At 62.0% G+C, this 26,947-nt stretch carries 27 protein-coding genes and 1 pseudogene; 15 read left to right on the top strand and 13 right to left on the bottom strand.

Annotated features, from left to right (window positions below; genetic code table 11):
* Positions 1-101 precede the first annotated feature (101 nt).
* A complete protein-coding gene (locus PPGU16_RS31745) occupies positions 102-1,016 on the bottom strand; it encodes a LysR family transcriptional regulator (protein ID WP_180726680.1) in 915 nt (304 codons plus the stop codon).
* A gap of 160 nt (positions 1,017-1,176) precedes the next feature.
* On the opposite strand from PPGU16_RS31745, the gene PPGU16_RS31740 reads away from it, so the two are divergent.
* Genes PPGU16_RS31740 through PPGU16_RS31730 form a run of 3 tightly spaced genes read left to right on the top strand, consistent with a single transcriptional unit; the run spans position 1,177 to position 4,328 of the window.
* On the top strand, positions 1,177-2,541 hold the full coding sequence (locus PPGU16_RS31740) for an MFS transporter (RefSeq protein ID WP_180726679.1): 1,365 nt from the start codon (positions 1,177-1,179) through the stop codon (positions 2,539-2,541).
* Positions 2,538-3,035 (top strand): GAF domain-containing protein, encoded by a 498-nt coding sequence (locus PPGU16_RS31735; protein WP_180726678.1) that lies wholly within the window; start codon positions 2,538-2,540, stop codon positions 3,033-3,035. The genes PPGU16_RS31740 and PPGU16_RS31735 overlap by 4 nt, the downstream gene beginning before the upstream one ends.
* A 51-nt stretch (positions 3,036-3,086) precedes the next feature.
* Positions 3,087-4,328, top strand: coding sequence for a metal-dependent hydrolase family protein (locus tag PPGU16_RS31730; protein WP_180726677.1), 1,242 nt, complete (start codon positions 3,087-3,089; stop codon positions 4,326-4,328).
* Between the two features lie 5 nt (positions 4,329-4,333).
* Here the strand turns inward: PPGU16_RS31730 and PPGU16_RS31725 are convergent, their stop codons facing one another.
* Positions 4,334-5,251 (bottom strand): LysR family transcriptional regulator, encoded by a 918-nt coding sequence (locus PPGU16_RS31725; RefSeq protein WP_180726676.1) that lies wholly within the window; start codon positions 5,249-5,251, stop codon positions 4,334-4,336.
* A gap of 145 nt (positions 5,252-5,396) precedes the next feature.
* Here PPGU16_RS31725 and PPGU16_RS31720 point away from each other — a divergent pair, with 145 nt between their 5' ends.
* Positions 5,397-6,152: an SDR family NAD(P)-dependent oxidoreductase gene (locus PPGU16_RS31720; protein WP_180726675.1), complete on the top strand. Its 756-nt coding sequence runs from the start codon at positions 5,397-5,399 to the stop codon at positions 6,150-6,152.
* A 36-nt stretch (positions 6,153-6,188) separates the two neighbouring features.
* Here PPGU16_RS31720 and PPGU16_RS31715 read toward each other — a convergent pair whose 3' ends face one another.
* A complete protein-coding gene (locus tag PPGU16_RS31715) occupies positions 6,189-7,109 on the bottom strand; it encodes a LysR family transcriptional regulator (protein WP_180726674.1) in 921 nt (306 codons plus the stop codon).
* Positions 7,110-7,215: 106 nt separating this feature from the next.
* Here PPGU16_RS31715 and PPGU16_RS31710 point away from each other — a divergent pair, with 106 nt between their 5' ends.
* Positions 7,216-7,875, top strand: a complete 660-nt coding sequence (locus tag PPGU16_RS31710; RefSeq protein ID WP_180726673.1) for a peroxiredoxin-like family protein — start codon at positions 7,216-7,218, stop codon at positions 7,873-7,875.
* Positions 7,876-7,980: 105 nt separating this feature from the next.
* Here the strand turns inward: PPGU16_RS31710 and PPGU16_RS31705 are convergent, their stop codons facing one another.
* Complete coding sequence (locus PPGU16_RS31705; RefSeq protein ID WP_224027587.1) at positions 7,981-8,349, bottom strand: hypothetical protein; 369 nt, start codon at positions 8,347-8,349, stop codon at positions 7,981-7,983.
* A 146-nt stretch (positions 8,350-8,495) separates the two neighbouring features.
* A complete protein-coding gene (locus PPGU16_RS31700; protein WP_180726671.1) occupies positions 8,496-9,761 on the bottom strand; it encodes a LysR substrate-binding domain-containing protein in 1,266 nt (421 codons plus the stop codon).
* Positions 9,762-9,903: 142 nt separating this feature from the next.
* On the opposite strand from PPGU16_RS31700, the gene PPGU16_RS31695 reads away from it, so the two are divergent.
* The 4 genes from PPGU16_RS31695 to PPGU16_RS31680 all read left to right on the top strand — a co-directional run bounded on the left by PPGU16_RS31695 (position 9,904) and on the right by PPGU16_RS31680 (position 14,349).
* Positions 9,904-10,755 carry an amidohydrolase family protein gene (locus PPGU16_RS31695; protein WP_180726670.1) on the top strand — a complete coding sequence of 284 codons (852 nt, stop codon included), beginning with the start codon at positions 9,904-9,906 and terminating at the stop codon, positions 10,753-10,755.
* 31 nt (positions 10,756-10,786) lie between these two features.
* Positions 10,787-11,701: a substrate-binding domain-containing protein gene (locus PPGU16_RS31690; RefSeq protein WP_180726669.1), complete on the top strand. Its 915-nt coding sequence runs from the start codon at positions 10,787-10,789 to the stop codon at positions 11,699-11,701.
* A gap of 67 nt (positions 11,702-11,768) precedes the next feature.
* Positions 11,769-13,124, top strand: a complete 1,356-nt coding sequence (gene dctA, locus PPGU16_RS31685; protein WP_180726668.1) for a C4-dicarboxylate transporter DctA — start codon at positions 11,769-11,771, stop codon at positions 13,122-13,124.
* Between the two features lie 184 nt (positions 13,125-13,308).
* Positions 13,309-14,349 carry a porin gene (locus PPGU16_RS31680; protein WP_180726667.1) on the top strand — a complete coding sequence of 347 codons (1,041 nt, stop codon included), beginning with the start codon at positions 13,309-13,311 and terminating at the stop codon, positions 14,347-14,349.
* Between the two features lie 23 nt (positions 14,350-14,372).
* Here PPGU16_RS31680 and PPGU16_RS31675 read toward each other — a convergent pair whose 3' ends face one another.
* Positions 14,373-15,149, bottom strand: a complete 777-nt coding sequence (locus PPGU16_RS31675) for an SDR family NAD(P)-dependent oxidoreductase (protein ID WP_180726666.1) — start codon at positions 15,147-15,149, stop codon at positions 14,373-14,375.
* 145 nt (positions 15,150-15,294) lie between these two features.
* On the opposite strand from PPGU16_RS31675, the gene gcvA reads away from it, so the two are divergent.
* Complete coding sequence (gene gcvA, locus PPGU16_RS31670; RefSeq protein ID WP_180726665.1) at positions 15,295-16,221, top strand: transcriptional regulator GcvA; 927 nt, start codon at positions 15,295-15,297, stop codon at positions 16,219-16,221.
* Between the two features lie 117 nt (positions 16,222-16,338).
* Complete coding sequence (locus PPGU16_RS31665) at positions 16,339-16,632, top strand: hypothetical protein (RefSeq protein WP_180726664.1); 294 nt, start codon at positions 16,339-16,341, stop codon at positions 16,630-16,632.
* A 54-nt stretch (positions 16,633-16,686) separates the two neighbouring features.
* Here PPGU16_RS31665 and PPGU16_RS31660 read toward each other — a convergent pair.
* Positions 16,687-17,698: pseudogene (locus tag PPGU16_RS31660) on the bottom strand (GlxA family transcriptional regulator).
* Positions 17,699-17,822: 124 nt separating this feature from the next.
* Here PPGU16_RS31660 and PPGU16_RS31655 point away from each other — a divergent pair.
* The 4 genes from PPGU16_RS31655 to PPGU16_RS31640 all read left to right on the top strand — a co-directional run bounded on the left by PPGU16_RS31655 (position 17,823) and on the right by PPGU16_RS31640 (position 20,978).
* Positions 17,823-18,464: an HD domain-containing protein gene (locus tag PPGU16_RS31655; RefSeq protein ID WP_180727129.1), complete on the top strand. Its 642-nt coding sequence runs from the start codon at positions 17,823-17,825 to the stop codon at positions 18,462-18,464.
* Positions 18,465-18,550: 86 nt separating this feature from the next.
* Positions 18,551-19,123, top strand: coding sequence for a TetR/AcrR family transcriptional regulator (locus PPGU16_RS31650; protein ID WP_180726663.1), 573 nt, complete (start codon positions 18,551-18,553; stop codon positions 19,121-19,123).
* Positions 19,124-19,248: 125 nt separating this feature from the next.
* Positions 19,249-20,130 (top strand): NmrA family NAD(P)-binding protein, encoded by an 882-nt coding sequence (locus tag PPGU16_RS31645; protein WP_180726662.1) that lies wholly within the window; start codon positions 19,249-19,251, stop codon positions 20,128-20,130.
* Positions 20,131-20,216: 86 nt separating this feature from the next.
* Complete coding sequence (locus PPGU16_RS31640) at positions 20,217-20,978, top strand: SDR family oxidoreductase (protein WP_180726661.1); 762 nt, start codon at positions 20,217-20,219, stop codon at positions 20,976-20,978.
* 15 nt (positions 20,979-20,993) lie between these two features.
* Here PPGU16_RS31640 and PPGU16_RS31635 read toward each other — a convergent pair whose 3' ends face one another.
* From PPGU16_RS31635 to PPGU16_RS31610, 6 genes are all read right to left on the bottom strand, one after another.
* Positions 20,994-21,839: a helix-turn-helix domain-containing protein gene (locus PPGU16_RS31635; protein ID WP_180726660.1), complete on the bottom strand. Its 846-nt coding sequence runs from the start codon at positions 21,837-21,839 to the stop codon at positions 20,994-20,996.
* A 38-nt stretch (positions 21,840-21,877) separates the two neighbouring features.
* On the bottom strand, positions 21,878-22,435 hold the full coding sequence (locus tag PPGU16_RS31630; RefSeq protein ID WP_180726659.1) for a carboxymuconolactone decarboxylase family protein: 558 nt from the start codon (positions 22,433-22,435) through the stop codon (positions 21,878-21,880).
* Positions 22,436-22,543: 108 nt separating this feature from the next.
* A complete protein-coding gene (locus PPGU16_RS31625; RefSeq protein WP_180726658.1) occupies positions 22,544-23,383 on the bottom strand; it encodes an urea carboxylase-associated family protein in 840 nt (279 codons plus the stop codon).
* Positions 23,384-23,459: 76 nt separating this feature from the next.
* On the bottom strand, positions 23,460-24,143 hold the full coding sequence (locus PPGU16_RS31620; RefSeq protein WP_224027575.1) for a GntR family transcriptional regulator: 684 nt from the start codon (positions 24,141-24,143) through the stop codon (positions 23,460-23,462).
* 8 nt (positions 24,144-24,151) lie between these two features.
* Positions 24,152-25,669, bottom strand: a complete 1,518-nt coding sequence (locus tag PPGU16_RS31615; RefSeq protein WP_180726657.1) for an amino acid ABC transporter permease/ATP-binding protein — start codon at positions 25,667-25,669, stop codon at positions 24,152-24,154.
* Positions 25,670-25,756: 87 nt separating this feature from the next.
* Positions 25,757-26,629 carry an ABC transporter substrate-binding protein gene (locus tag PPGU16_RS31610; RefSeq protein ID WP_180726656.1) on the bottom strand — a complete coding sequence of 291 codons (873 nt, stop codon included), beginning with the start codon at positions 26,627-26,629 and terminating at the stop codon, positions 25,757-25,759.
* Positions 26,630-26,947: the final 318 nt, after the last annotated feature.

Genomic DNA, 26,947 nt, shown 5'->3' with positions numbered 1-26,947 from the left:
TCCGTCGATTACGGATCAGCATAGGAACTCAAAAAAACGAAGAATAGTGGCCCGTCGGTCGCGGATGATTTAGATTTTCTAAAGCTTGAATGACCACGCATTCAAGGCGACGCGAACATATCGACCAATTGATCGCGCGGCCAGCGGTGCGCGGGAACCGTCTCGTTGCGTTGATGCCAGAACAGGCTGATGACGCGCTCCGGGGCTTCCAGCGGCGCACGCACGCTAACGAGGTCGCCGGCCATGGCACCGCGTTCGCACAGATCGCGCGGCAGCACGGCGATCAGATCGCTCGCACGGATGATCTCGCACGCGACCGTGTAGTGATTGACCGACGCGACGAGGTTGCGCTTCAAACCGCGCGACGCAAGAAAAATATCGAACGACGGCTGCGTCTGTCCTGCAAGGCTGATGTCGACATGACGCGCATTCAGGAAGCGCCGGGTGGTGAGCTTACCGGGCGAAGCGAGTGGATGACCGCGCCGCATCACGCATGCGTAGTCGACACTCCAGAGCGAGCGCGAGCGGATATGCGCGGGCGGCAGCGTCTCGTTCACATAGACGCCGATCAGGCAATCGACACGATTGCCTTCGAGCAGCGCCGGCGCGTCGAGCAGGATATTCGGCACCGTTTGCCATTGCAGATGCGGCGCGCTTTCGCCGAACCGTTCGATCAGGCGCGGCATCACGATGCCCGCAACGTAGTCCGACATCGACAGGCTGAAGCTCAGCTCGGCGCTGCCGGGAGAGAAGGTCTCTTCATCGAGCGCCGCGCGAATGCGGCTCAGCGAATCGCCGACGGGTCCCCATAGCGCCATCGCCCGTTGCGTTGGTGTGACGCCCGCGCCGTTGCGGATGAAGAGCGGGTCGTCGAATGCTTCGCGCAAACGGCTCAACGCGTTGCTGACGGCGGGCTGCGTGAGCGAGAGCTTGGTGGCGGCACGCGTGACGGCGCCTTCCGTCATCAAGGCTTCGAATACCTTCAGCAGGTTCAGATCGAGCGACCGGAAGCTCATGCGCATCCATTCACGATATCAATGTAGTGGATCAAGGATATAAATATTTATGACGTTCGACAAGCCATAGAATCGGCCTCACACCAAGGTCCATCGCACGCCGCGAGCGCGCATGAGGCCGCGCCGTCAAGCCGGATTGTCGAGACTCAAGGAGCGCAACGTGTCAAATGTTTCTGCACGTATCGAGCGTCTGCCGTTTGGGCGTTTTCATGGACACCTGCTGCTGATGGGCGGCCTGGGCTACGCTTTCGACGCCATGGATGCCGCCGCCGTCGCGTTTGTCCTGCCCGTGCTGCGTCACGACTGGGCTTTGTCCAGTGTGCAAACGGGCGTGCTGGGCAGCGGCAACTTCATCGGCTTTTTCTTCGGCGCGCTGCTCGCGGGCACGCTGGGCGATCTGATCGGCCGGCGCAAGGTGATGATGTCGGCGCTGCTGATCTACTGCGTAGCCTCCGTCGTCAGCGCGATGACGGAATCCTGGCCGACCTTTTTAGCCGCTCGCATCGTGGCCGGCATGGGAACGGGCGCCGAGAGCGCGATCATCGCGCCCTACCTCGCCGAGTTCGTCGCCAAACGCTATCGCGGCATCTTCACGGGCGCATTGGCCGGGTTCTTCTCGTTCGGCTTCGTCGCCGCTGCGTTGCTCGGCTACTTCATCGTTCCCGCGTTCGATTCAGGCTGGCGCGTCGTGCTGCTGATCACCGCACTGCCGATCCTGATGCTGTTGTGGTGGCGCCGTTCGTTGCCCGAATCGCCGCGCTGGCTGGAAAGCCGCGGGCATGTGGGCGAGGCGAAGCGCGTGCTCGACAGCATCGAGGCGAGCTTCGCGGCCCGTGGGATCGCGCTGCCCGAACCGGAGCCCATCAGCCCCGGCAGCGCGCCGCCGGCGCACGCGGGCACACTGTCCGCAAACTTCCGCGCGCTGTGGGCGGGACGCCAGGCGCGTATCACGACGATGACCTGGCTGATGTGGCTGTCGATCACCTTCAGCTACTACGCGTTCTTCACATGGATTCCGGGCCTGCTCGTGCAGCACGGGATGAGCATCACGCGCAGCTTCGGCTATTCCCTCGCGATGTACGCTGCGCAGGTGCCGGGCTACTTCAGCGCGTCGTGGTTCAACGAGCGCATCGGACGGCAGGCGACCATCGCGTCGTACATGCTGCTCGGCTGCGTGTGTGCCTTGGGCATGGCCTTCGCCCGCTCGAACGAGGAGATCATGGCGGCGGGCATCGGGCTGTCGTTCTTCATGAACGGCACCTATGCGGGCGTATATGCCTATACGGCAGAAGTCTTTCCCACGGCGGTGCGCACGACGGGCGCGGGGACGGCATCGGCGATCGGCCGTATCGGCGCGATCGTGTCGCCGATTCTCGTCGGCTATCTGTATCCGAACTTTGGTTTTGCGGGCGTGTTCGGCGTGACGACAGTCGTGCTGTTGCTCGGCGCCATTGCCGTGGTCGTAATGGGCGTGCCGACACGCGGACGTTCGCTCGAAGACATCGCCGCGGGAGAAGCGGCATGAATGGCGTGCAAGAACAGGGCTTGCAGGCGTTCGTCGCGCTGGCTCGCGCACAGGCGAGCGAAGATCAGCCAGCGGCGCTCTATCGCGCGCTCGACACCGTCCTTGCGCAAGCCGTCGGCCATACGCTCTTCACGATACTGCGTTACGACGACACGACGAATGAATCGGCACGCATCTACAGCAACATGCCAGCGGCGTATCCGACGGCCGCGAAGAAGCCGCTGTCGGGCGGCAACTGGACCGACATCGTGCTGACGCGCGGCGAGGCGTTCATCGGCAAGACACCGGACGATCTGCGCGCCGTGTTCGCGGATCACGAACTGATCGCGTCGCTCGGTTGCGAAAGCGTGCTGAACGTGCCCGTGCGGTGGAAAGGTCGCACGCTGGCGTCGCTCAATTTGTTGCATACGCGAGCCTGGTATCGCGACGATCACGTGCCGATCGCGCAGTCGCTCGCACAGTATGCGTTGCCTGCGCTGCTCGACGAAGCCTGACACCGGCTGCGCGCAGCGCATCGAATCATTCATGGAACCTGGGAGAAACGCGTGGACAGCATTCTCTTCACCAACGCAGGATTGCTCGATGTCGAGCGCGGCGAATTGCGCGAAGCGCATCACGTGCTCGTCGAAAACGGCCTCATCAAGGAAGTGTCCGACCGGCCGCTGAAAAGCGCCGCGGCGCGCGAGATCGACTTGCGCGGCAAAACGCTGATGCCGGGTTTGATCGACCTGCATGTGCATGTGATCGCCGTGCAGCTGAATCTGTCCCAGCAGGTGCACATGCCGAACGTGCTCGTCACGCTGCGCTCGGTGCCCATCATGCGGGCGATGCTGCGGCGTGGCTTCACCACGGTGCGCGACGCGGGCGGCGCAGGTTATCCGCACAAGCAGGCAGTGGAAAGCGGGCTCGCAGTCGGGCCGCGCCTGTTCGTCGCGGGGCGTGCGCTCAGTCAGACGGGCGGACACGGCGACATGCGCGCCCGTTCGGATTATCTCGGCGACAGTGCGCCGTGCGGCTGCTGCGTGCGGGTCGGCGCGCTGTCGCGCGTCGCCGATGGCGTCGATGAAGTGCGCCGCGCGGCTCGCGAGGAATTGCAGATGGGCGCCGATCATCTGAAGATCATGGCGTCGGGCGGCGTTGCGTCGCCGACTGATCCCGTCGGCGCATTCGGCTACGCGGAAGACGAAGTGCGAGCGATCGTCGAAGAAGCGCGCGCCCGCCAGACCTATGTGATGGCGCACGCTTATACGGCGGAAGCGATTGCGCGCGTCGTCCGCTGGGGCGTGCGCACGATCGAACACGGCAATCTCATCGACGCGCCGACGGCGAAGCTGATGGCGGAGTTGGGCGCGTATGTCGTGCCGACGCTCGTCACCTACGAAGCGCTGGCTTCCGAAGGCGCGCAATACGGTCTGGGCGAGGAGAGCGTGGCGAAGATCGCCGACGTGCGCGAGGCTGGTCTGCGTTCGCTCGAAATCTATCGCGACGCGGGCGTGAAGATGGGTTTTGGCTCGGATCTGCTGGGACCGTCGCAGCGCTTGCAGAGCGACGAATTCCGCATTCGCGCCGACGTGTTGGGCAATGCGGCGACGCTCGCCTGTGCGACCACGACGGCCGCTGAAGTGCTCGGACTGCCGGACAAGCTCGGACGCATCGCGGCTGGCGCGTGGGCCGATCTGCTGGTCGTGGATGGCAACCCGTTGCGCGATATCTCATGTCTGCTCGGGCAAGGCGAACGCATTCCGCTCGTCATGAAGGGCGGTGCGATCCAGTTCGAGGAGTTGTGAACGGACTACGTATGCAAGCGGTCATACGGCCGGAAAATCTCCAGCGCCCAATCGACGAACGCCCGCATCCTCGCGCTGTCGTGTTGCGATTTGGCGAACACGATATGCAGAGGATGCAGCGGCCGGCTCCATTCCGGAAGAAGCTGAACGAGATCGCCGCTCGCGAGTGCCGCACGCGCCATGAACGCGAAGGTCTGGCCAACGCCGAGCCCGCTGACCAGCGCAGTCAGATGCGCGGTACTCTCATTGACGGAAACGCCCCGCGTGCCTTTCGGGTCGATCTGGATTGACTCATCGCCGCGCTCGAAGGACATCGTGAAAACGCGCCCTGTCCGCGATGAGAAATAGCCGACCAGATCGTGCTCGCCGTAGAGTTCTTCCGGATGCGTCGGCAGCTTGCGCGATCGCATGTATCCCGCGCCCGCATACGTGCCCCAATCGAGGCTCGCGATACGTCTTGCAATCAGCGACGTGTCCGTCAGTTCGCCACCCCGGATCACACAGTCGACGCCCTCGCCGATCAGATCGACTTCCCTGTCGCTGACGCCAAGCTCCAGCTGGATCTCCGGATATCGTTGCCGGAACAGCGGAAGATGCGGCAACAGGATCAGGTTGGCCAGCGACGATCCGATATCCACCCGCAAACGCCCGCGCGGAGCGCCACGCGAATCGGCGAAAAGCGTGTCCATTTCGTCGACGTCGGCAAGCACCTTCAGCGCGCGATGGTAATAAGCCTGGCCTTCGTCGGTGACGGTCACCTTGCGCGTGGAGCGCTGAAACAGCTTGACCCGCAAGTGCGTTTCGAGATCCTGGATCAGCTTGGTGACGGTGGGCCTCGGTATGTTCAGGCTATCGGCGGCTTTGCCGAAGCCGCCCGATTCGGCGATCCGCACGAACACGCGCAACGCGAGCATCTGATCCATTCCGTTTCCAGGCTTGATTGACGGTACCGATCATATCGCGATTATTCATGTCCATAAATAATGATTTAGCTGACACGCTATTTATTGGCGCAGGAGAAACACTTATCGTTGCCACATCGATTCATTCAATTCATTTGAGGACATCATGAGCAAACGACTGGAAGGCAAAATCGCACTGGTGACGGGCGGCACGAGCGGCATCGGTCTGGCCGCGGCACAGGAGCTCGCACGCGAAGGCGCAAAGGTGTACGTCACGGGCCGCCGTCAGGCCGAACTGGATGCGGCGGTGAGCGCAATCGGTCACGCGGCAACGGGAGTCAAGGGCGACGTCACGCGCAGCGCCGATCTGGACGCGCTGATGACACTGATCCGCGAACGCGAAGGACGTCTCGACATTCTGTTTGCCAACGCTGGCGGCGGCTCGCTGGCGCCGCTCGGTGAGATTACCGAGCAGCATTTCGACGACACGTTCAATCGCAATGTCCGCGCGGTGGTCTTTACCGTTCAAAGCGCGCTGCCCCTCATGTCGCGCGGCGGCTCGATCATTCTCACCGGATCGATTGCCGGCTCCACGGGCACGCAGGCGTTCAGCATCTATAGCGCTTCAAAGGCGGCCGTGCGCGGTCTTGCGCGCAGCTGGGTGCTCGATCTGAAGGACCGCGGCATTCGCGTCAACGTCGTCAGCCCTGGCTCGACCCGCACGGTGGGCCTCGCGGAACTCGGAGGCGATACGAAGGAAGGTCAGGACGGGTTGCTGTCGTACCTCGCGTCGCTGGTGCCTATGGGCCGTCTTGCCGATCCGATGGAAATCGCCAGAGTGGTGACGTTTCTGGCATCCGACGATTCGAGCTTCATCAATGGCGCGGAGATCACCGCGGATGGCGGGCAGGCGCAGGTGTAAGCGGAACGAGCCGGCGCGCCGGCTTGCATAACGCCTCTACCGCCCCCGCGTCCTCGCATCGGCATCCACCGATATCGGTGCGAGCTCTTCCACCAGAAAGCTGATCAACGCCCGCGCCGCAGGACGCGCGGCGCGGCCTGTCGGAAACACCGCATGGATTTCAACAGGGTCGAATTTCCAGTCTTCGAGAACCGGCACGAGCCGGCCATCGGCGATCTCGCTGCGGCATCCCCACAGACCGATCACCAGTATCCCCAAACCGGCGACGGCCGCCGCCGTCGCCGCTTCATTCACCGTCGATGTAATGCGCCCGTCTCCACGAACCACCGCTTCGCGCCCGTCCTTGCGCAGCGTCCACCCCAATGACGCGGCGCTCGACGGGCCCGTGACGAACGCATGCTGGCCCAGTTCGGCGGGTTCGACCGGACGGCCCTTGCGCGCGAGATACGCGGGCGCGGCGACCAGCAGCCGGGGCGAACGGCCGAGCAACCTCGACGTCGCGCTCGAATCCGGCAACGCGCCGAAGCGGATCGCGACATCGACGCCCTCGGTAATCAGATCCTGACGATCATCCGACATCAGCAGATCGATGTTGAGCGCCGGGTGCATCTCCAGAAAGCGGTCGATACGCGGAATCACCTCCCGTATGCCAAAGCTCGTCGACAGCGCCACGCGCAGGCGTCCGCGCAGTTCCGTCGATCCGCGCGCGGCGTGATCCGCCTCTTCGAGCGCGTCGAGGATCGCTTCGACGCGCGTCAGGTAATCGACGCCCGCTTCAGTCAGCTTGACCGCACGGGTGCTTCTCACGAACAAGGCCGTACCGACGTCCGCCTCGAGTTCGGAGATCTGCCTCGACACGGAAGGCTGACTGATGCCGAGCTCCCGCCCCGCTCTCGTGAAGCTCGACGTGCGCGCGACGCGCGCGAACAGCCGCAGCACGGATAGCTTGTCATTCATTTGCCCGGAGAATAATTGAAAGTCATCCAGCCATTCTACCCGGCTCCGTTCAAATGAATGAAGATGGATTCACGCCACCACCGGCGAGCCCACACTGGAGTCAGTAATGAACCTGCAACAGAAACTGGATGCCTTCAAGTCGAACTTCGAGACCAGGGTCGCGCCGCCCGAGGTCGTCGACGTCTTTCACCGGACCACGGCCGAACTGATCGCAACGGGTCAGGCGGAGCGCTCGCTGAAGGTGGGCGATCTCGCGCCGACCTTCACGCTCGCCAATGCCGAGGGCGAGGTGGTCTCATCGACGGAGATGCTGAAGCAAGGGCCGCTGGTCGTGACGTTTTACCGGGGCGTCTGGTGCCCGTATTGCAACATCGACCTGCAGGCTATCGAAGAAGTCGCGGACGAGATCCGTACGCTGGGTGCGAGCCTGGTTTCGATCTCGATGCAAACCGCGACGAGCAGCCTGAAATCGCAACGACAAAACAAGCTCAGCTATCCGATCCTCGTCGATGAAGGCGGCAAGACAGCCGATGGGTTCGGCATCCGCTTCCGGCTGCAAGACGAACTGATCGACGCCTACAAAGGCTTCGATATCGATTTGCCCGTCATCAATGGCGAGCCCAGCTGGACGCTACCGATGCCCGCCCGATACGTGATCGCGCAGGACGGAACCATCGCGTATGCCGAAGTGAGCCCCGATTACACGAAGCGCCCCGATCCGGGCGAGCTGGTCGCAGCGTTGAAGAAGCTGAAAACGGTGGCCTGAAGCTTCGACCGGACCGTCGCCGCCGCTGGCACAGGTCCGGATACGGCATCGGCTGCGTCGACACGGGCGATCGAATGAACCGCGGGTGTCGACGCGGTCGACGGGTCAATACCACCAGCCCGGACCTGGACCCGGGCCCCACATGCTCCAGTTCCACGCCGCATTCTCATTCATCTCCGCGTTCATCCGCTCCTGATCGATGAACTTTTGCTGGAGCTGTTCGCGCTTGTAGTTATCCCAGGCCGTTTCGTCGCCGATATACAGGCAGCCGCACGAGTACGGGTCCGCATAGAGAAAGATGGGCTTGCCGTCCTTGACCTTCTGGACGACGCGATTGGGCGGCAGCGTCTGCAGTTGCAGGCGCTGGGCATCGGTCGTCACGGGGACGATATGGAAGCCCGCCGCCGACAGCAGGTCGTTCTTCTCGTTGGCGCGTTCGACAGGCGATGCACATCCGGCAATCAGAACGCTCATGCTCATTGCTACCAAACCTGTGACCAATCGGTGCTTCATCGTCGTCCTCGGGAAGTAGGCGGTAAGTTTCAAGAATCACATATGGTGCGCAGTGTGGGCGCCAAAACTTAGGCGGGAATTACAGCGGCACGGCGCACCGGTTCGATTCACGGTGAAGCTTCGTACACATCCTGGTCGTGCTGCGTTGCCCTGCACTCCTGAACCAGCTGCTCGATAAACGCCTGCTGCATCGGCGTGCCGAGCCAATCCGTTCTGAGCGTGTAGCCGACCACCCGGCTCGCCTCGGGCGTCTCGAGTTCCAGCGCCACCATCTCGCTGCCCGGATACGCCTCGCGAATCTGCGAGCGCGACAGCAGCGTGATGCAATCGCTTTCCACGAGCATCGCCATCATCATCGCGAGGGAACTGGTCTCGACAGCGAGCGGCGGTTGGCCGGGCAGCCGCGCGAGAATCGAATCGATTACCGCACGCCGCGGCACGTCGCGTTGCGGCACCACCCAGTCGAACGAAGCGAGGTCGCGCGCGGCGATCTTCGCTTTGCCCGCGAGCCGATGCCCCTTTCTGACGGCCACCACGTACGGGTCCGCAAACAACGCGTTCTCCTGAATCGATCCTGTCAGACGCGGCTCGCGCAACGCACCGATGATCACATCGATATTGCCGAAGCGCAGCTCTCGCAACAGTTGCGAATGCGAGCCTTCGTCGACCGTCACCTTGGCATCGGGGTACTGACGACGCAGCCGCTCGATCGCGCGCGCGACGAGACGAGGCGCGAGCATGGGCAGCACGCCGAGCGAGATCTTGCCCGTCATCTGCCCGCGCGCATGCGCGAGATCTTCACGAGCCTGCGCGATCTCGTACATCGCGAGACTCAGGCAACGCGCGAACTCGATACCCGCCGCGTTCGCCGACACGCTATGCACGCGGCGCCGGTAAAGCGTCGCGCCGACCGTCTGCTCGATCTGGCGCGCCGCGCGATGCACGGCCGGCTGCGAGATGCCCAACTGCTGCGCGGCCTCGGCTGCCGATCCGCAATGTGCAATGGCGATATGGCAGCGCACCTGCGAATCCGTCAAATGGCGGCAAATCGTGCCGACGTTCGCGGCACGCACGTCCGTTTCGCCCGTCAGATCGGCGACGGCGCGCTCCATCTGGTCGAGCATGCGCCGCACGCGCCGGTGCAGGATCACGCCCTCTGCCGTCAGTTCGCTGCCGCCGTAACCGCGCTCGAATAGCGCGCCGCCAAAGCTCGATTCGAGCTTGCCGATGGCAAGGCTGACCGCGGGCTGCGTGCGCCCCGCACGCGCCGCCGCGAGACCGATCCCGCCCGTTTCACAAACGGCATCGAACAGAAACAGACGCCGCAAACGCGCCAGATCATCGTCTGGCCCCAGCCCTTCATGGGTCGACATAACTCGTCATATCACGCTCTGGAAAACCCCTAGCTTAACCAGAATTTATGTCGGAGGGTGCAGTTCATATTGCGGGATTCGTTTCGCCTGCGCTTACAGTGACGTCAGTCCGATCAAGATGTTCTCAGCCAGGAGTCAGTTCATGTCTGTCGTCGTCGACACACACACCCACGCAATTTCCCCGGATAAAGTGCGTTATCCGCTCGCGCCCGTCGGCGGTCATCAATCGGAATGGTCGGCAAAGCGGCCTGTCAGCTTTGAAGGCCTGCTCGCCGCCATGGATGAAGCCGGCATCGGCCGCGCGGTCGTCGTGCAGGCATCGACGGTATACGGCAACGACAATAGTTATGTGGTCGAGGCAGTGCGCAGCCACCCTGACCGCTTTGCAGGCGTGTTCTCGATCGACGTGCTGGCCGCCGACGCCGTCACGCAGATGCAGCGCTGGCTCGACGCCGGGCTGAGCGGGCTGCGTCTGTTCACGACGGGCAGCACGATGCCGGGCCAGGCCGGCTGGCTGGACGACGAGCGTTCGTTTCCCGTCTGGGAATATGCACAGAAGCATGATGTGTCGATCTGTCTGCAGATGACGGCACAGGGCATTCCCGCATTGCTGAACATGCTGTCGCGCTTCCCTGATATCCGTGTGCTGCTCGACCATCTTGCGCGCCCGGAACTGGCAGGCGGCCCGCCCTACGAGGCAGCCGCGCCGCTCTTCAGCCTCGCATCGCATCAGGGCGTGTATCTGAAGCTGACCAACCGCACGATCGCCGAGGCTTCACGCGGCGCGTCGACGCCCGCCGCGTTCTTCCCGCGTGTGCTCGACGCATTCGGCGCAAAGCGCATCGCATGGGGTTCCAACTTCCCCGCCGCTGAAGGCACGCTGCCGCAATTGCTCGCCGATGCGCGCGACAGTCTGTCGACGCTGCCCGCCGAAGCGCGGGACGCGATTTTCGGCGATACGGCACGCGCGCTCTACCCCGTGCTCGCCCGCTGAGCGCCGCACCCGCCGACACGGAGAAAAGTACGTGAGCACCGAAACGAAACCGCTGCGCCTGAAGACCGCGCTGAAGACCTACCCGCATACGCGTGCACTGAAATCCGGCGAACTGAGCGATCCCGCCGTCGAACTGGTATTCGAGGACATCGAGCCTATCCATCGCGCGTTTGCGCCGATGGCGCGCCAGCAGGCATTCGACGTCAGCGAACTGGCAATCGTCACCTATCTGCAGGCGAAGGCGTATCACAAGCCCATCGTGCTGCTGCCTGCCGTGGTCGCGGCGCGCTTCCAGCAAAAGTGCATTATTTATAATGCGCAACGTGGGCCACTGAGCGTCGACGACCTGGCAGGCAAGCGAATCGGCGTACGCGCCTATTCGCAGACCACGGGCATGTGGGTACGGGCCATCCTCGCGCAAACCTATGGCGTGCCTGTCGACAGGATCGATTGGGTGACGTTCGAAGGCGCCCATCTGGACGAATACCGCGAGCCGTCCTTCGTACGGCGCGCGCAAGCAGGCCAGCAACTCTTGCCGATGCTGCGCGCAGGCGAACTCGATGCCGCGATCCTCGGCAACGACCTGCCGGACGAACCCGGGCTGGCGCCGTTGATCGCCGACGCGGCCGCCGCCGATCGCGCGTGGTACGGGCTGCATCGGTATGTGCCCATCAATCACGTGGTCGCGGTCAGGAAGGAACTGGTCGATCAGCATCCCGACGCCGTACGGGCCGTCTACGATCTGTTGCGGCGAGGCAAAGCGCTGGTAGCGGATGCACGGGACGTAAGCAAACCCGATCCGCTGCTGTTTGGCATCGATGCGCTGCGCGGGCCGCTCGAAGAAACGCTCTCGTTCTGCGAGCGCCAGCAACTGTTGCCGCGCAAGCTGAGCGTCGACGAAATTTTTGCAGACTGCCTCGACGTGCTCGGCGACGCCGCCCGCTAGTTCGGCAGACACCGCTCCAACCATTCCAAGCGAATCCGAATTCGCCGCCGTTTCAGAAGGAGACATCATGAGCTTGCCCGGCAAGGCCGCATCCAAACCCCGGGGACGCCAGCCGTTCTATCGCGATCTGTCTTTCCAGGTTCTCGCCGGTATGGCCCTCGGCGTTGCCGTCGGCTACTGGTTTCCGAAGTTCGGCATCAACCTGCAGCCCGTCGGCGACGCATTTATCCGCGTCATCCAGATGCTGATCGGGCCCATCATTTTCTGCACCGTTTGCAGCGGCATTGCTGGTGTCAAGGACTTCAAGAAGGTAGGCCGCGTCGCCATCAAGGCGCTGTTCTACTTCGAGGTGGTGACGTCGCTTGCTCTCGTGATCGGGCTTGTCGTCATCAACGTGCTGAAGCCCGGCGTCGGCATGAACGTCGACATGAGCAGCGTGCATTCGTCGGCCGTCGATGCCTATGTCGCGAAAGCCCATCACGTCGTCACGACGAGCGAGTTCCTGCTGAACGTCATCCCACATACGGCAATCAGCGCGTTTGCAGGCGGCGACGTGCTGCAGGTGCTGTTCTTTTCCGTGCTGTTCGCGTTCGGTCTCGCAGCGATTGGAGAGCGCGCCCGTCCGGCGATGGATCTGATCGATTCGGTGTCGAGCGCGCTGTTCTGGATCATCGGCCTGACGATGAAGATCGCGCCGCTCGCCGCGTTTGGCGCGATCGCCTTCACGGTGAGCAAGTTCGGCTTCGGCACGCTGATTTCGCTCGGCAAGCTGATTCTCGAGTTCTATCTGACCTGCGCGCTCTTCATCGTGCTGATTCTCTGGCCGATCGCGAAGGTGAACGGCTTCAGCCTGTTGCGACTGATGCGCTACATCGGCGCCGAACTGTTGCTCGTGATCGGCACGAGTTCGTCGGAAACCGTGTTTCCGCAACTGATCGACAAACTCGAACGGCTCGGCTGCGAAAAGTCCGTCGTGGGCCTCGTCTTGCCGACCGCGTACACGTTCAATCACGACGGCACGTGCCTCTATTTCGCCGCGGCCGCCGTGTTTCTCGCCCAGGCAACCAATACGCCGATGACATGGCACGACCAGCTGGTGCTGCTCGCGGTGCTGCTGCTGACCTCGAAGGGCGCAGCGGGTGTATCGGGCGCTGCGATTGCCGTGCTTGCCGCTACGCTCGCTGCGTCGAACACGATTCCCGTGGAATCCATCGCGCTGATTCTCGGCATTCACAAGGCGCTGTCGAGTGCGTTCGTGTTCACGAACATCGTCGGCAATAGCGTCGCAACGATCGTGGTCGCGAACTGGGAGAAGGCGCTCAACCGCACGGCCCTGCGCAATGAACTCAAGGCGGGCTTCAAACCGATGGACACGTCGATTGGCGCGTTGAAACAGTCCGGCGGCAGTTCGGCTGGGAGTTGATCCGACAGACGGCAGGTGGCGCCGGAATGCGGCGCCACCTGCTGAAACAATAAATGGCTCCCGTGAACCAGACACAATAGTTAGTCATACGAATCGTATGGAAGTCGCGGGAAACGCATGACGGACGCGGAGAAGTTCGGCTTCCCCGTCAGCGTCACAAGATATCAAAAACAGGAGACAGGCTGTGAAAGGAAAGTGGACGAACCGCATTGGACTGGGCGTATCGACGGCAATTGGGCTTCTCGCGGCCACGCCCGCGCATGCGCAATCGAGTGTGCAACTCTTCGGCACCGTCGATGGCGGCGTGCGGCATCAGACCAATGCAGCGGCAGGCGGCGGGTCGGTCACGACCATGAATTCGAACGGCTACTACAGTTCCAACAAGCTCGATTTCCGCGCGAGAGAAGATCTCGGCGGCGGATGGAACGCGCATTTCCTGCTCGAAAGCGGTTTCAATCTGGGCAACGGCCAGCTCGACAACACCACGGGTCTGATCTTCAACCGGCAGTCGTTCGTCGGCATTGGCCACAAACAATACGGCTCGCTCGATCTCGGCCGCCAGTACACGATCGCGCACGACATCATCAGCTTTTACGATCCATACGGCTTTCATTTCACGCCGATCATTCCATTGACGGTCGCATCGGATGGCACCCGCAACAACAACGACGTCAAGTACAAGAACACGTTCGGCCCGCTGCTCGTCGAGGCAGACAATTCATTTGGCGGCGTCGCGGGCGATTTCAGCAGCGGCGCGGCACGCGCGGTGGGCCTCAACTATACGACGGGACCGATAGGCATTGGCGGCCTGTACGGCCATCGCAATGTACTGGCCGGCAAGACCTACGTCGGCGACAGCTACTACATGATCGGCGCCAGCTATCAACTCGGCCCGGTGCGCTTTTCTGGCGGCTTCATGTCCGAGGATCAGCAAAACCAGGGCGCGCCGCATATGGTCACCAACAACGGCTTTGGCGGCATTGCGTGGACCGTGACGCCGTACCTCGTGTTTCGCGGCGCGTACTACCAGACCAATGTCTCGACGGATAAATCGGGGCGTCGCGGGATGTCGGTGCTGTCGCTCGGTTATCTGCTGTCCAAGCGCACCACGCTCTACGCGGAAGGCGACTATACGTCCTACCGGCACGCCGTGGTGAGCACGCTGAATCCGGCTGGCGCGTCGAGCCAGACGGCCGTCACCGTGGGTATCGACCATCTGTTCTAGCGCGGCGCAGCGCACCTCGACCCTCAAGCCTGACGTCCCGCCATCACACCGCCGTCGACGGGCAGCACGGTCCCCGTGATCCACGCTGCGCCCGGCGATGCCAGAAAGAGTATTGCCTCGGCGACATCGGCGGGCTGTCCATTGCGGCCAAGCGGATGAAACGCATTGAATGACGGCAGCGTCTGCCTGACCTCTTCGTCCGACATGAACGTGTTGTACACCGGCGTTTCCACCACGCCGGGCGCAACCGTATTGATGCGAATGTTCGACGATGCCAGTTCGATGGCGAGGTTGCGCGTGAGCGCGTGCACGCCCGCATTGGCCGCGGAGTATGCAGACGACGGCGTTGCGCCAATGGCCTGCAACGCCCATAGCGACCCCGTCTGGACGATCGCGCCGCCGCCGCGTTGCTTCATCGCGCGCGCGGCAGCTTGTGCCATGAAGAACTTGCCTTTGAGGATCGTGTCGAGAAACCAGTCGTATTCGGCCTCGGTAAGATCGAGAAACGCCTTGGGCCGGAAAACCCCCGCGTTGTTGACAAGAATGTCGACGCCGCCGAACGCCTGAGTCGCGATGTCGACGAGCGCAGTTGCCGTTGCCGGCGACGCGATGTCGCCAGCGCCGATGCGAATCCTCGTTCCCGTCGGATCGATATCCCGCGCGGCCTGTTTCAGTTTTGCCTCGTCGCGCCCGCCGATCACGACGCTCGCCCCTGCTTCAACCAGACGCCCCGCCACCTCCTTGCCGATCCCGGAACCGCCACCCGTCACGACGGCGACTTTGGAAGAAAAACTATTCATTGTTCGACTCCTTGAAATAACGATAATACGGATGATCGAAACGCCGTTAAGCGTTTTCGTCGTTTTATGCGTGTATTGTTGAATTGCACCGGGCAATGCGCAAATCAGATATTCTGTTCATTGTTAAAAGAAAATCTTTATATCGATGAGCGCTCCCGTTTTTCTCAATGCGTTGCGTGCGTTCGAAGCAAGCGCGCGCCATCAAAGCTTCTCCGCAGCCGCGTCTGAATTGAACGTCACGCCCGCTGCCGTCGGTCAGCTCGTGCGCAGCCTCGAAGAATGGTTGGGCGTGGCGTTGTTTCATCGAGGCGTCGGCGGGCGAGCGCGGCTGGTGCTGACGGATGTGGCCGCACGAGCACTCCCCGACATCCAGGCCGGTTTCGATCGACTCAATCTCGGCTTCGAGCGGTTGAAGGAGGGATCGCCTGTCGGCGTGCTGACCGTGACCGTAAGTCCCGCGTTTGCGGCGAAGTGGCTGTTGCCGCGCCTCGACGGTTTTCAGCATGCGTGGCCGGATACCGACGTGCGCCTCGACACCAGCCTCAAGCTGGCCGACTTCGCCACACAAGGGATCGACATCGGCGTGCGCTATGGCGCCGGGCACTGGCCAGGCCTCGAAGCCGAAAAGCTGATGGAAGAGGAGGTGTTCCCGGTGTGCTCGCCGAAGTTTCTCGAACGTCATCCCCGGTTGCGCAAACCCGATGATCTGAACGGACTGACGCTGATCGACGACCTGTCCGTCGATCGACAGGCAGGGTTCGTCACATGGGACGCATGGCTTGAAGATGTCAGCAAGAAGCCCATGAAAGCCCGCGCGAGCCTCAAGATCAACAATTCGGCCGCCGTGCTGCAGGCTGCGATAGACGGCCACGGCGTCGCGCTCGCGCGCAGTGTGCTGGCGCGTGACGATCTGACCTCGGGGCGCCTGATACGCCTGTTCCCGACAATCGCGAGACCGTCGGAACTGGCCTACTACATCGTCTATCGCAGCGAGTGCGCGGATCTGCCGAGACTCGTCGCGTTCCGTCAGTGGCTACTCGACGAAGCGTCCCGCAGTGAAAATTCCGGGTAAATAGACATGGCGTAAACGGCTCTAAAGTTGTCGTTTGCGACAGTACCGCCGGAGCGGCTGTCTCACTAGACTCATCTCCGTTGTACCTCAACATGACAATTCACCGGAGAAGTCTTCATGAAAGTTTTCGCCATTGGTTCGATCCGTCAGGCGCTCACGCCGGAACAGCGGCAGCGCATCATGCCGAAGGAAGTTCCCGACACGCTCAAGCTCTACCTCGACGGCACCATCGAGCAGTTCTGGTTCCGTGACGATCCGGCGACGCCCGGTGTCATCTTTCTCATGAACGTCGAATCCGTCGATCATGCAAAGGCGGCCGTGGACGCGCTGCCGCTCACGGCCGAAGGTCTCATGAGCTTCGATCTGTTGTCCGTTGGACCGCTTGCACCGCTTCGTCTGCTGCTTCAGTAACCATCACGTTGCGGGTGCCGCCGTCGTTGATACGACGGCGGCACGGCTTCAGGGTCATTCGCTATCCGGCGCGAAGCGTCGCGCGTACTCTCGCGGACTCACGCCCATTCGCCGCGTGAACGCTTTTCTCAACACGTCGCCGCTGCCGTAGCCGCACCGGCGCGCTATCTCGTCCATCGACCGCTCGCCGAGTTCGAGCGCCCGGCGAACGGCTTCGAGCCGTACATCTTCGACATACTTCGCGGGCGTCGTTTTCAATTCGCGCTGAAACATGCGTATCAGGGTTCTCACACTCGTCGACGCCCTGTCCGCCAGCATTTCCGTCGCCAGGTCCGTATGCAGATGCTCGCCGATCCAGAGACACAGATCGTCGATGCTCGAACCCGACACGCGCTGCGATTGAAGCGCGACGCTGAACTGCGCCTGCCCGCCAGGACGCCGCAGGAACAGGACCAGGTTTTTAGCGATCTCCAACGCAACGTCGTTGCCCAGGTCTTCACCGACGAGCGCGAGTGCGAGATCGATTCCCGCCGATACACCCGCCGACGTGTACACGTTGCCGTCTTTCACCCAGATCGGAACGGGGTCGACCTGCACATTGGGATAACGCTCGGCGAGGTGCTGGGTCATCCGCCAATGGGTCGTCGCCCTGCGGCCATCCAGCAGCCCCGTTTCCGCCAGCGCAAAAGCGCCGACGCAAATCGAGCACACGCGGCGCACCGTGTTCGAACGCTTTCGGATCCAGTCTATGGCTGCCTTGTCGAAGTGATCGATCGAATTGAAGCCGGTCGTCACGATCAACGTGTCGATTGGCCTGTTCGAGCGACGCTCGGTTTCGAGCGTCCGGTGGCCCTTGAGTCCGATACCCGTTTCGCTTTCCAGATGGACCGGAACCCGCGCTCACCAGTTCGAGTGAATAGGGAACGGGTAGACCAGCGTGCAACTGGTTCGCGGATACGAACACTTCGGCAGGACCGATGACGTCGAGCGCGTCCACGGGCGGCAAACCGAGAATCACGACGCGCTTTTGCGGCGGCCCCGTCTTGCGACCGGAAGCCTTCTTCATCGACATCTCCTATGAAAAAACGTGCGTTTTCATTTTGGCACGAATCGTCCAAAAACAGTCATATGTGACATGTGGCGTGTTCATACACTCGATGGTCAATCAACTTGTCATTTGCAGAGGCCGTATGAGCACAATCGTTACCATCGGAGGAATCGACGCTCCCGATTCCGACTTCACCCGTCAGGCCGACTCCCTCATCGGACGCGTTCATTCGAGCGCGCTCCTGAACCACGTGCATCGAACGTGGTGGTTCGCCGAATTCCTCGGACGTAAGCGCGGTTTGAAATACGACCGTGAAGTCGTCTACCTCGCGTCCCTGCTTCACGATCTGGGACTGACAGACGCATTCGCCGCCGACCAGCGCTTCGAGGTCGACGGCGCCGATGCCGCGAGCCTGTTCCTGACGGCGAACGGCTACGCGGAACGTAAGGCGGAACTCGTGTGGGACGCGATCGCGCTTCACTCCAGCGCCGGTATCGCCGAACGCAAGCAGCCGGAAATCGCCCTGGTCTATATGGGCGCGCACGTGGACGTCTTCGGGCTGCGGCTGGACGAAATCACGCCTTCTCTCGTCGACGATGTACTGACGCTGTATCCACGCGCCGGATTCAAGGCAGCGTTTGCCGAAGCGCTGGCTGAAGTCGTCAGGAAGAAGCCCCACACCGCCCTGGGCACCGGTCTGGTCGATATCGGACATCGGCACGTCCATGGTTTCGACTGCGCGAACGTGTGCGACCTGATCGACAACGCGCCGTTCGACAGCTGAAACGCAGTGTTGCAACAAAGATTCGTTGACTCTCATTTAGATGATGACTATCATCCAAAACATCGAATCACGGAGCGCAGCAAGCCATGAGGAAGTCCAGGGAAGAAACGGCCGATACACGCCGGCGGATCGTCGAAGTCGCCAGCCGGGCATTCAGGACCAACGGCATTCAGGCAACCGGACTGGCCGATCTGATGTCCGATGCGGGGCTTTCACATGGCGGTTTTTACCGGCATTTCGATTCCAAGGATCAACTGGTCGCGGAAGCATGCGAATCGGGACTGACGGCGATCATCGGAAGACTCGAAGCGGCGGCGAGCGGAAGCGAAGGCAAGGAAGGATTCAAGGCCATCGTCGATGCGTATGTGTCGTCGTCGCATCGGGACGCGCCCGCGGACGGTTGTCCGCTCGCCGCGATGGGCAGCGAGCTGGCGCGGGCGGACGAACAGACTCGCGCGGTCGCATCGCGCGGATTTGCGGATCTCGTCGACGTGCTGGCAAAACGAAGCGCGCGGCGGCGGCGTGAAGCGGCACGATCAGAGGCCGTGTTCGCACTGTCGGCGATGATCGGCGCCATCACGATGTCCCGCATCACTGACGACCCCGACGCTGCGGCAGCGATCCTGCACGACGTCAGGCAACACCTCGAAGCCATGTAAGCGATACGAGTCGTTGGAATCGGCCCGTAACGTATGTCTAAAAATGTGCATATGCACTTGAAGGTCATTGACACATCCCCTGCACTCTTGATGAGTGTTCAAACCGTTAGATTGGAGAGTTCATCATGAAGCAACGCAAATACCTCATTACTGGCGCTACCGGCAAAACGGGTGCGCACACCGTTCGTCATCTGTTGAACGCCGGACATGCCGTTCGCGCCTTCGTGCACCGCGAAGATGAGCGCAGCGAAGCGCTGCGCCAGCAAGGCGCTGAAATCTTCGTCGGCGATCTTCTCGAACATGACGACGTGATCCGCGCGATGGAAGGTGTGACAGGCGCCTATCTGTGCTACCCCGTGCGTCCGGGCTTTATCCAGGCCACCGCGTATTTTGCGGACGCAGCGCGGCGTGCAGGTGTCGAAGTCGTCGTCGAGATGTCGCAGATTTCTGCGCGGGAAGATTCGGATAGCCATGCCGCACGCGATCACTGGATCGCAGAACGCGTGATCGACTGGTCGGGCGTGCCGGCCGTGCATATTCGCCCGACGTTCTTCTCCGAATGGCTGGTTTTCCCGTGGGTGCGCGATCAGATCGTGCAGGAAGGCAAGATCACGTTGCCGTATGGCGACGGTCGTCACGCGCCGATTTCCGGCGAGGATCAGGCCCGACTGATCGCCACCGTGCTGGCGAACCCGTCTGCGCATATCGGCAAGACCTATCCGCTGCTCGGACCGGTCGAAATGAACCAGCAGGAAATCGCCGATGAGATCGGCAAGGTTCTGGGTCGCACGATCACCTACAGCCCGTCGACGATCGAAGCGTACCGTGCGCATCTGGAGAAATACAACTTGCCGGAGTTCATGATCCAGCACTTTCTTGCGATCGCCATCGACTACCAGAACGGGATCTTCTCGGGTCAAGACGGCGTTATCGGCGAGATCACGGGGCAGGCGCCCCAAACCGTCGGTGATTTCGTGCAAGCGAATCGCCACGCTTTCGAGCAGTAAGCCGTGACGGATGCGGCTCGCGTTGTCGGGCCGCGTTCTACCCCAAACGCATTGTCCACATACGACCCTGCAAAGGAGTACATGCAATGAAACTCAGCGGCAACACCATCTTCATCACGGGTGCGACTTCGGGCATTGGCCGCGGACTCGCTGAAGCCTTTCACAGGAAGGGTAACAAGGTCATTATCGGCGGCCGCCGGAAGGCCCTGCTGGATGAAGTAACGAAGGTCAATCCCGGCATGGACTCCGTCGAAATCGACGTGACCGACCCCGCGCAAATCGCAAGCGTGGCCGGGCACCTGATTCAAGCGTATCCATCGCTGAATGTGGTCATCAACAACGCGGGCATCATGCCGTTCGACGATGTGACGGGTCCGCTCGACGACGCGCAGGCCATCCATCTCATCAACACCAATCTGTTGGGCCCTGTGCGGATCAGCGGCGCATTCATCGAACATCTGAAGAAGCAGCCTGAAGCGTTCATTATCAACAACAGTTCGGTAGTCGCTTATGTCCCGATGGCGATCTCAGCACTGTATTCGGCAACGAAGGCCGCTATTCACTCGTACTCGCTGTCGCAGCGCTTCGCGTTGCGCGATAGCTCTGTCCGTGTTCTGGAAATCGTGCCGCCGTGGGTGGATACCGATCTCGTCTACAAGAGCGGCGATCCGCGCGCCATGCAACTGGAGCCCTTTATTGCCGAGACTTTTGCGCTGCTGGAGCACGCGACCACAGAAGTCGTCGTCGAGTCTGCTCAACAGTTGCGAAACAGCGCGGGACGGGAAGAGCATGGCATCGTCGACTACTTCAACCAGATGTTGATCGATGAGCCTCTGCCGATGCCCTGATGTCCGGCGCGGCGGTCATCGAAGCGTTGCATTCGCTTCGAGCAACTGGAGATGACGCGCTTCTGTCGCGTCGTCGACGGGAAACATGCATTCCACACGGAGCTCCTGCGCCGCAATGCTTTGCGGCGCGCCAACGCTCGTGACCATCGAAAAGTAACGAAGCACTTCTCCACCACTGACGAAACCGATTGGAATGACGGGCATCGCAGGCGCGGCCCACGACGCATGCCCCGTCTTCCAGTCGCGTGGTGCGTCGGGATAGGCGAGCAGTTCATCGAGCAGGCGCGCGGTGTCGTCGTCAATCACGCGGCCTACCGATTCCCTGTACACCCGCTGCAGCAGGCTTCGCGCAACGCTGTCCCATTCGTCCACGAATGGGCGCATCCCCTGCGGATCGAACATCAGATGCAGCATGTTGCGCGGGCCCTTGCGCGCCGCCATGTCGATGAAGCAGTTGAAAAAGCGCGGCGCGGCATCGTTGGTCATCAGGACATTCCAGTGCCGGTCCATGACGATGGCGGGAAACGGCTCGTGCTGACGCACGACCCGCTCCAGCGCCCGAATGACTCCCTGCATTTCCTGTGCATTCCACGGCGCCTCAGAATACACAGGCGCATAGCCCGCCGCCAGCAGCAGTGCGTTGCGCTCGCGCAGCGGTACGTCGAGCGCTTGCGCGAGCGTCAGCAGCGTCTCGCGGCCCGGCACGCTGCGCCCGCTTTCGATAAAGCTGATCTGACGCTGCGAAATACCTGCATCGAGCGACAGATCGAGCTGACTCACCCCACGTACATCGCGCCAGTAACGGAGCAGGTTGCCGAGTTCGCCCGACGGCGCTTTTGAATCGCGGCTGCTGACGTTCATCGGCTTTCCTCCGATTGAAGCGGGTCACTATAACGGACTCACACGATACCTGCACGCCAGGCAAATGCTTCGAACGGCGCTTCGAGTGCCGGCCGGGTCACGCTACTCGTGTAGTTCGTGATGGTCGACGCGGCGACCACCGCAATGACCTCGAGTAGTTGTTCGGTGCTGAATCCCGCTTCGAAAAACCGCTGCTGGTCCGCGTCGGAAAGAAGGCCGCGCCGTTCGATCAGCGTGCGCGCCAATGTCGATAATGCGGCCAGTTGGGCGTCTGCTGGCAGAGCGCCACGCCGGATCGCATCGACATCGGCGGACGATACGCCTTGCTTCAATGCGAGCGCCGTATGGAACGCGACGGGCCATTCACTGGCGTTTGTCACGGCATTGGTCAGCAGCAAGGTCTGGATCTGCGGCTCGGACAGACTGCTCGCATGCACGCGTTCGAACAGGCCGATGAAACCGTTGATCAACACCGGCGACGCAGCCATCTTTGCGGCGACGTTCGGGATCACGCCGAACGCCTGTTGCAGGTGTTGAAGCACGGGCTTCGATTGCAGCGGGGCGGATTCGAGCGTGTGAACGGGATAGCGGGACATGGTATCTCCTTGGCTGTGAGCGCCACCGGACTGGTGACGCGACAGCCCAAGCGTAGGCGTCCCGGTGCTGCGCGCCAATTACATCGCATGTAATCAACGCGCGGCCGATTATCGCTGTCCGCCCAGCGTCAGCCCGTGCTGCCCCTTGTACGCTGCCACAGGCGGCGTCGACCAACCTTCGAGCAGATCCGGCGCAAGCCGATAGATTTCCACGCCGAGCGGCCGGCATACTTCTAGCGGGTCGCGCGCATCCGGTCCCCACATCGGCAGAGAAAGATCGCCGCCCGGACAGGTCGACAGCGCGCACAGCAGATCGATCTCCGCGAAGAATTCCAGATAATCGCCCTTCTGCGCGGGACAGGCCTTCATGAAGTACTTGTCGTCGAGATTCAGACCTGTGCACTGGAATACATTGAGAACATCGTGCACGTCGTACTCGGTCAGACCGTACGGCGCAACGGCGCGCGTGAGATTCGAATGGCAATGAAAGTGAAAATCTTCACCCGTCAGCATGCGGTTCACGTACGGGTCGCAGCGCGTGCCGAGCAGATCGTGCACGCGCCCGCCATGCTCGTCGACGCCGTAATCGGCGAGCGTGTCGTCGGTAATCGTCACCATCGGGCGCAGAAACGGCAGCGTCGACCACAGACGGTCGAAGGTGCTGACGTGCGCTGCCTGCAACTGGCGCGTGCGCGATGCCCACATCCGTTCGCGCGGATTGTGCAGGTTCCACATGTTGAGGTCCGCCACCTGCGGTCCTTCGATCGTCACGATACGGAAGACATGCCCGGCAGGCACCGTCCACGCCTGCCCCGATCGAATCGGAATGACGATCGATTCGATCAGCTCGCGGGCATCCTGCTCTGCGGCGATGCGTCCATAGAACGCCTTGTCGACGTCGAGCGCGGAGCCCTTGGTCGTTTGATAGGCGGCGGGGTAGTTCAACATGAGATCGCTCCTTGATGATGCAGCCGGCGTGACCACGCTCTCGTGGCGCCGTTCGATACGCGCGGCCGCGAGATGGTCATAAATAGTCGAGCATCGCGTGCTCGGACTCCGTCAGATAGTCGGCGAGCGCCGCTTGCGCCTTGTCGAGCTGGCCGCGCTCGATCAGCGCGAAAATGCGCTGGTCTTTCGCAACCCACGGCTTCTGGAAGCGCTTTTCGTCCGGCGCGGACCCGAACACGAGCCGCAGTTGCGCGAGGATCGTCGTGAAGAACGCATCGAATAGTGCGCTGTGCAGCAGGCGCACGATATGCCGGTGAAACAGCAGGCTATACGTGCCGACAGCTCGCCAGTCTTCGCGTTCGACGGCATCCTGCGCGCAACGGATCGCTTCGCGCATCAGCGCGAGATCGTCGTCTTCTATCGGCTCTTCGCGCATCAGCGCCTGCAATTCGAGCGTGCGCCGCACGCGGTAGATATCGCGCACGTCGTGACGCGTGAGCGTGCGCACGATCACACCGCGATGCCGGTAATGCACCGCGAGCCCTTCGCGGCACAACAGCCGCAGTGCTTCGCGCAGCGTGTTGCGCGACACGTCGTGCAGTTGCGTCAGATCGTTCTCGACGAGCGCCGTGCCGGGCAACAGCTTGCCCTCGATGATGTCGTCGCGGATCGTCGTCAGGATGCGGTCGGTCACTGACTGGTCGGCCTCAGCGGCTGCCGGTGCGGGCGCTGATTGGGCGGACGTACGTACTGTTGTCATTCGTAAGCTCAGGCGATATGAACGTCTTTAAGAAAACTGGCGATACGCGAGGTTTTCTGCTTCGCCAGTTCCAGCGGAGGACCATCGCTGAGTATCGTACCGCCTTCCATGAATATCACCCGGTCCGAGATGCGGAACGCGAATTTGATTTCGTGCGTGACGATGATCATCGTCATCCCGTCGCGCGCCAGCTGCTCGATGACTTTCAGCACTTCCTGTACGAGTTCCGGGTCGAGTGCGGAGGTCGGTTCGTCGAACAGTACGATGGAAGGCTGCATGGCCAGTGCGCGTGCGATCGCCACGCGTTGCTGCTGTCCGCCCGACAACTGATGCGGATACTTGTGCGCATGCGCTGCCATGCCGACTTTCGCCAGGATCTGCATGCCGGATGCTTCGAGCGCGCCGCCCTTCTCGCGGTTGTGATAACGCGGCGCGAGCGTTACGTTTTGCAGCACGGTCTTGTGTGGAAACAGATTGAAGCTCTGAAACACCATGCCGATGTCGAGAATGCCGCGCATGTAGTCGCCGTGCCGCGCCTTGCCCTGCCCGTGCAGCGTGGATTGCAGGAACGTGCGTCCGTGCAGGCGTACTTCGCCGCCGTCGAGTGTCTCAAGGCCGTTTAGCGTACGGATCAGCGATGTCTTGCCGGAGCCCGACGGCCCGATGATCGACACGACTTCACCCGCCTTCACGGTCAGATCGATGCCCTTGAGCACTTCGTGCTGGCCGTAGGTTTTGCGAATACCGACGGCTTCGAGCGCGCGTCCTGTGGCTCGCGAGTCGGCGGCTTTCGCAGCGGCCCGAGATGCGTCGGCCGGAATCACGGCGACGTCGATCATCACGGCATGCTTGCGGCGCGTGACGTCGAGGCGCTTTTCGAGCACCTTCAGCAGATGACCGAACACCGTGACGATCAGCACGTAATAGAACGACACCGCGAGCATGGTCTCCAGCACCTTGAAGTTCTGCGTATAGAGACGCTCGCCCACCAGAAGAATCTCAGCGAGAGAAATCACCGACACCAGCGACGTCAGCTTGACGATCGTGATGTACTCGTTGATCAGCGACGGCAGCGCGACCCGAAATGCCTGGGGTAGCACGATCAGGCGTTGCAGCCCGACGAAGCCGATGCCGAGCGCCCTGCCCGCTTCGAGTTGTCCCTTGTTGAGCGCGAGCAGGCCGCCGCGATGAATCTCGGCGATATACGCGGTTTCGCTGATCGACAGCGCGATCAGTCCGGCCCAGAACGGATCGGACAGCACGCCGCCCGACCATGGCAACACCTGCGGCAGGTTGTAGACGAAGATCAGCAGCACCAGCAGCGGCAAGCTGCGGAACAGCCAGATATAAGCTCCGCACGCGGCGCGCAACGGCAGCAACGTCGATTGCTTGCCGAGCGCCAGCATGAATCCGGCGACGATCCCGATCACCCACGTCGCCACGCTCAGTTCGACGACGAGCCACGCAGCCTTCCAGAATGCCGCGTCGACGAGTAGCGACGCCGCGTAATGCCAATCGAACAACATGCGACTCCCCTTCCCGCGCGCTGCGAAAGCAAGACGCGCGTGGCGATGCGGGCACGCGGGCCCGCAGGACAATGGAACAGCGCGGCGTTACTTCTGCGCGCTTCCCAGCGCAAGGGCGATGTCGCCGCCCGTCGGTTCCGCGACGTTGTATTGCTTGAGCAGCGCCGCGTATTCGCCCGACGACTTCATCGACGCCAACGCAGTCTTTAGTTGCGACAGCAGCGCGTCATTGCCCTTCTTCACGCCAAGCCCGATGACCACCGGGTAGAGCGGTGCCGTCGACGTAATCGCCACGCGCCCACCCAGCCGGTTCGCCGTGATCTGCGCGACGGCGGAATCTTCGAACTGCGCATCGACGGCGTGCGACAGCACGGCTTGCGCCGCTTCCGGCGAGGTCTCGAACTCGCGCACATCGATCGCACCGCGCCCCGCCGGGACGCACACCTTGCTCGACACATCGGCGAGCTTCGGAATCCACGAGGCGCCCTTGATCGAGCTGACCCGCTTGCCGCACAGGTCCTCCGGCGTCCTGGGCGCGAAACCCGCACCGCTGAGCGCGAGCAGCGAGCCGCCCGTTTTCAGGTACGGCAGAAAGTCGATCTGCTTCGCGCGCTCGGGCGTCACGTACAGCGCGGACGCAATCACGTCGAAGCGGTTGGCGTTGACGCCGAGAATCAGATTCGCGAAGCGCGTGTCGACGAACGACGGCTTGAGCTTCAGATGCGTGGCGAGCCTGCCCATGAACGCGGGATCGAAGCCGGCGGGCGTGCCGTTGTCCAGATAGTCGTAAGGCGGGTACGTGAGGTCTGCGCCGATCTGCAGATTCTCGGACGTGACTGTCCCGGCCGCGGCGGCAATGTCGGCGTGCGCCGCCATGAAGAGGGGCAAGATCGCGGCGGCGATCCTGATCGTGTGCGACAGGCCCTTGAGGGCCGACTTCGGAAAAATGTGGGCTTTCATGAGGGTCTCGCTCGTCGGGTGGCTGGTTAAATTGTTCAACAATGCGCAAACTATTGTTGAACAATAAACAGAATGCAAGCGGTTTTTTGGTGGCAAGGAACCGGGCGGGTTCGATCGGAAAGAAAGGGGGAACAGCAAGGTGGGATGTCCGGCGAACCCTATGTGTGTGCAGCGACCAACATACGGACCCGTCTGAATGCTGAAGAATGGCTCAGTCAGCGCGCCGCCACATATCCGCTATAGAACGGGCGGCATCGCGCAACGCGCCGGGGTGACGTCGATCACCTCGTTGCCAATGAAAAGAACACCAATGCCTGA

This window comes from Paraburkholderia largidicola, assembly GCF_013426895.1.
GTDB classification, from domain to species: Bacteria; Pseudomonadota; Gammaproteobacteria; order Burkholderiales; family Burkholderiaceae; genus Paraburkholderia; species Paraburkholderia largidicola.
Note: the sequence above shows the minus strand (reverse complement) of the source record. Positions and strands in the feature narration are given on the sequence as shown.

Excerpts from the sequence above, each read along its gene's own strand:
- PPGU16_RS31640 (WP_180726661.1), top strand. The coding sequence starts at position 20,217 with ATGAAACTCAGCGGCAACACCATCTTCATCACGGGTGCGACTTCGGGC.
- dctA (WP_180726668.1), top strand. The coding sequence starts at position 11,769 with ATGAGCTTGCCCGGCAAGGCCGCATCCAAACCCCGGGGACGCCAGCCG.
- PPGU16_RS31645 (WP_180726662.1), top strand. The coding sequence starts at position 19,249 with ATGAAGCAACGCAAATACCTCATTACTGGCGCTACCGGCAAAACGGGT.
- PPGU16_RS31735 (WP_180726678.1), top strand. The coding sequence starts at position 2,538 with ATGAATGGCGTGCAAGAACAGGGCTTGCAGGCGTTCGTCGCGCTGGCT.
- PPGU16_RS31650 (WP_180726663.1), top strand. The coding sequence starts at position 18,551 with ATGAGGAAGTCCAGGGAAGAAACGGCCGATACACGCCGGCGGATCGTC.
- PPGU16_RS31725 (WP_180726676.1), bottom strand. The coding sequence starts at position 5,251 with ATGGATCAGATGCTCGCGTTGCGCGTGTTCGTGCGGATCGCCGAATCG.
- PPGU16_RS31705 (WP_224027587.1), bottom strand. The coding sequence starts at position 8,349 with ATGAGCGTTCTGATTGCCGGATGTGCATCGCCTGTCGAACGCGCCAAC.
- PPGU16_RS31625 (WP_180726658.1), bottom strand. The coding sequence starts at position 23,383 with ATGTTGAACTACCCCGCCGCCTATCAAACGACCAAGGGCTCCGCGCTC.
- gcvA (WP_180726665.1), top strand. The coding sequence starts at position 15,295 with ATGAGCGCTCCCGTTTTTCTCAATGCGTTGCGTGCGTTCGAAGCAAGC.
- PPGU16_RS31665 (WP_180726664.1), top strand. The coding sequence starts at position 16,339 with ATGAAAGTTTTCGCCATTGGTTCGATCCGTCAGGCGCTCACGCCGGAA.
- PPGU16_RS31745 (WP_180726680.1), bottom strand. The coding sequence starts at position 1,016 with ATGAGCTTCCGGTCGCTCGATCTGAACCTGCTGAAGGTATTCGAAGCC.
- PPGU16_RS31715 (WP_180726674.1), bottom strand. The coding sequence starts at position 7,109 with ATGAATGACAAGCTATCCGTGCTGCGGCTGTTCGCGCGCGTCGCGCGC.
- PPGU16_RS31635 (WP_180726660.1), bottom strand. The coding sequence starts at position 21,839 with ATGAACGTCAGCAGCCGCGATTCAAAAGCGCCGTCGGGCGAACTCGGC.
- PPGU16_RS31720 (WP_180726675.1), top strand. The coding sequence starts at position 5,397 with ATGAGCAAACGACTGGAAGGCAAAATCGCACTGGTGACGGGCGGCACG.
- PPGU16_RS31610 (WP_180726656.1), bottom strand. The coding sequence starts at position 26,629 with ATGAAAGCCCACATTTTTCCGAAGTCGGCCCTCAAGGGCCTGTCGCAC.
- PPGU16_RS31700 (WP_180726671.1), bottom strand. The coding sequence starts at position 9,761 with ATGTCGACCCATGAAGGGCTGGGGCCAGACGATGATCTGGCGCGTTTG.
- PPGU16_RS31695 (WP_180726670.1), top strand. The coding sequence starts at position 9,904 with ATGTCTGTCGTCGTCGACACACACACCCACGCAATTTCCCCGGATAAA.
- PPGU16_RS31675 (WP_180726666.1), bottom strand. The coding sequence starts at position 15,149 with ATGAATAGTTTTTCTTCCAAAGTCGCCGTCGTGACGGGTGGCGGTTCC.
- PPGU16_RS31630 (WP_180726659.1), bottom strand. The coding sequence starts at position 22,435 with ATGTCCCGCTATCCCGTTCACACGCTCGAATCCGCCCCGCTGCAATCG.
- PPGU16_RS31620 (WP_224027575.1), bottom strand. The coding sequence starts at position 24,143 with ATGACAACAGTACGTACGTCCGCCCAATCAGCGCCCGCACCGGCAGCC.
- PPGU16_RS31615 (WP_180726657.1), bottom strand. The coding sequence starts at position 25,669 with ATGTTGTTCGATTGGCATTACGCGGCGTCGCTACTCGTCGACGCGGCA.
- PPGU16_RS31655 (WP_180727129.1), top strand. The coding sequence starts at position 17,823 with ATGAGCACAATCGTTACCATCGGAGGAATCGACGCTCCCGATTCCGAC.
- PPGU16_RS31710 (WP_180726673.1), top strand. The coding sequence starts at position 7,216 with ATGAACCTGCAACAGAAACTGGATGCCTTCAAGTCGAACTTCGAGACC.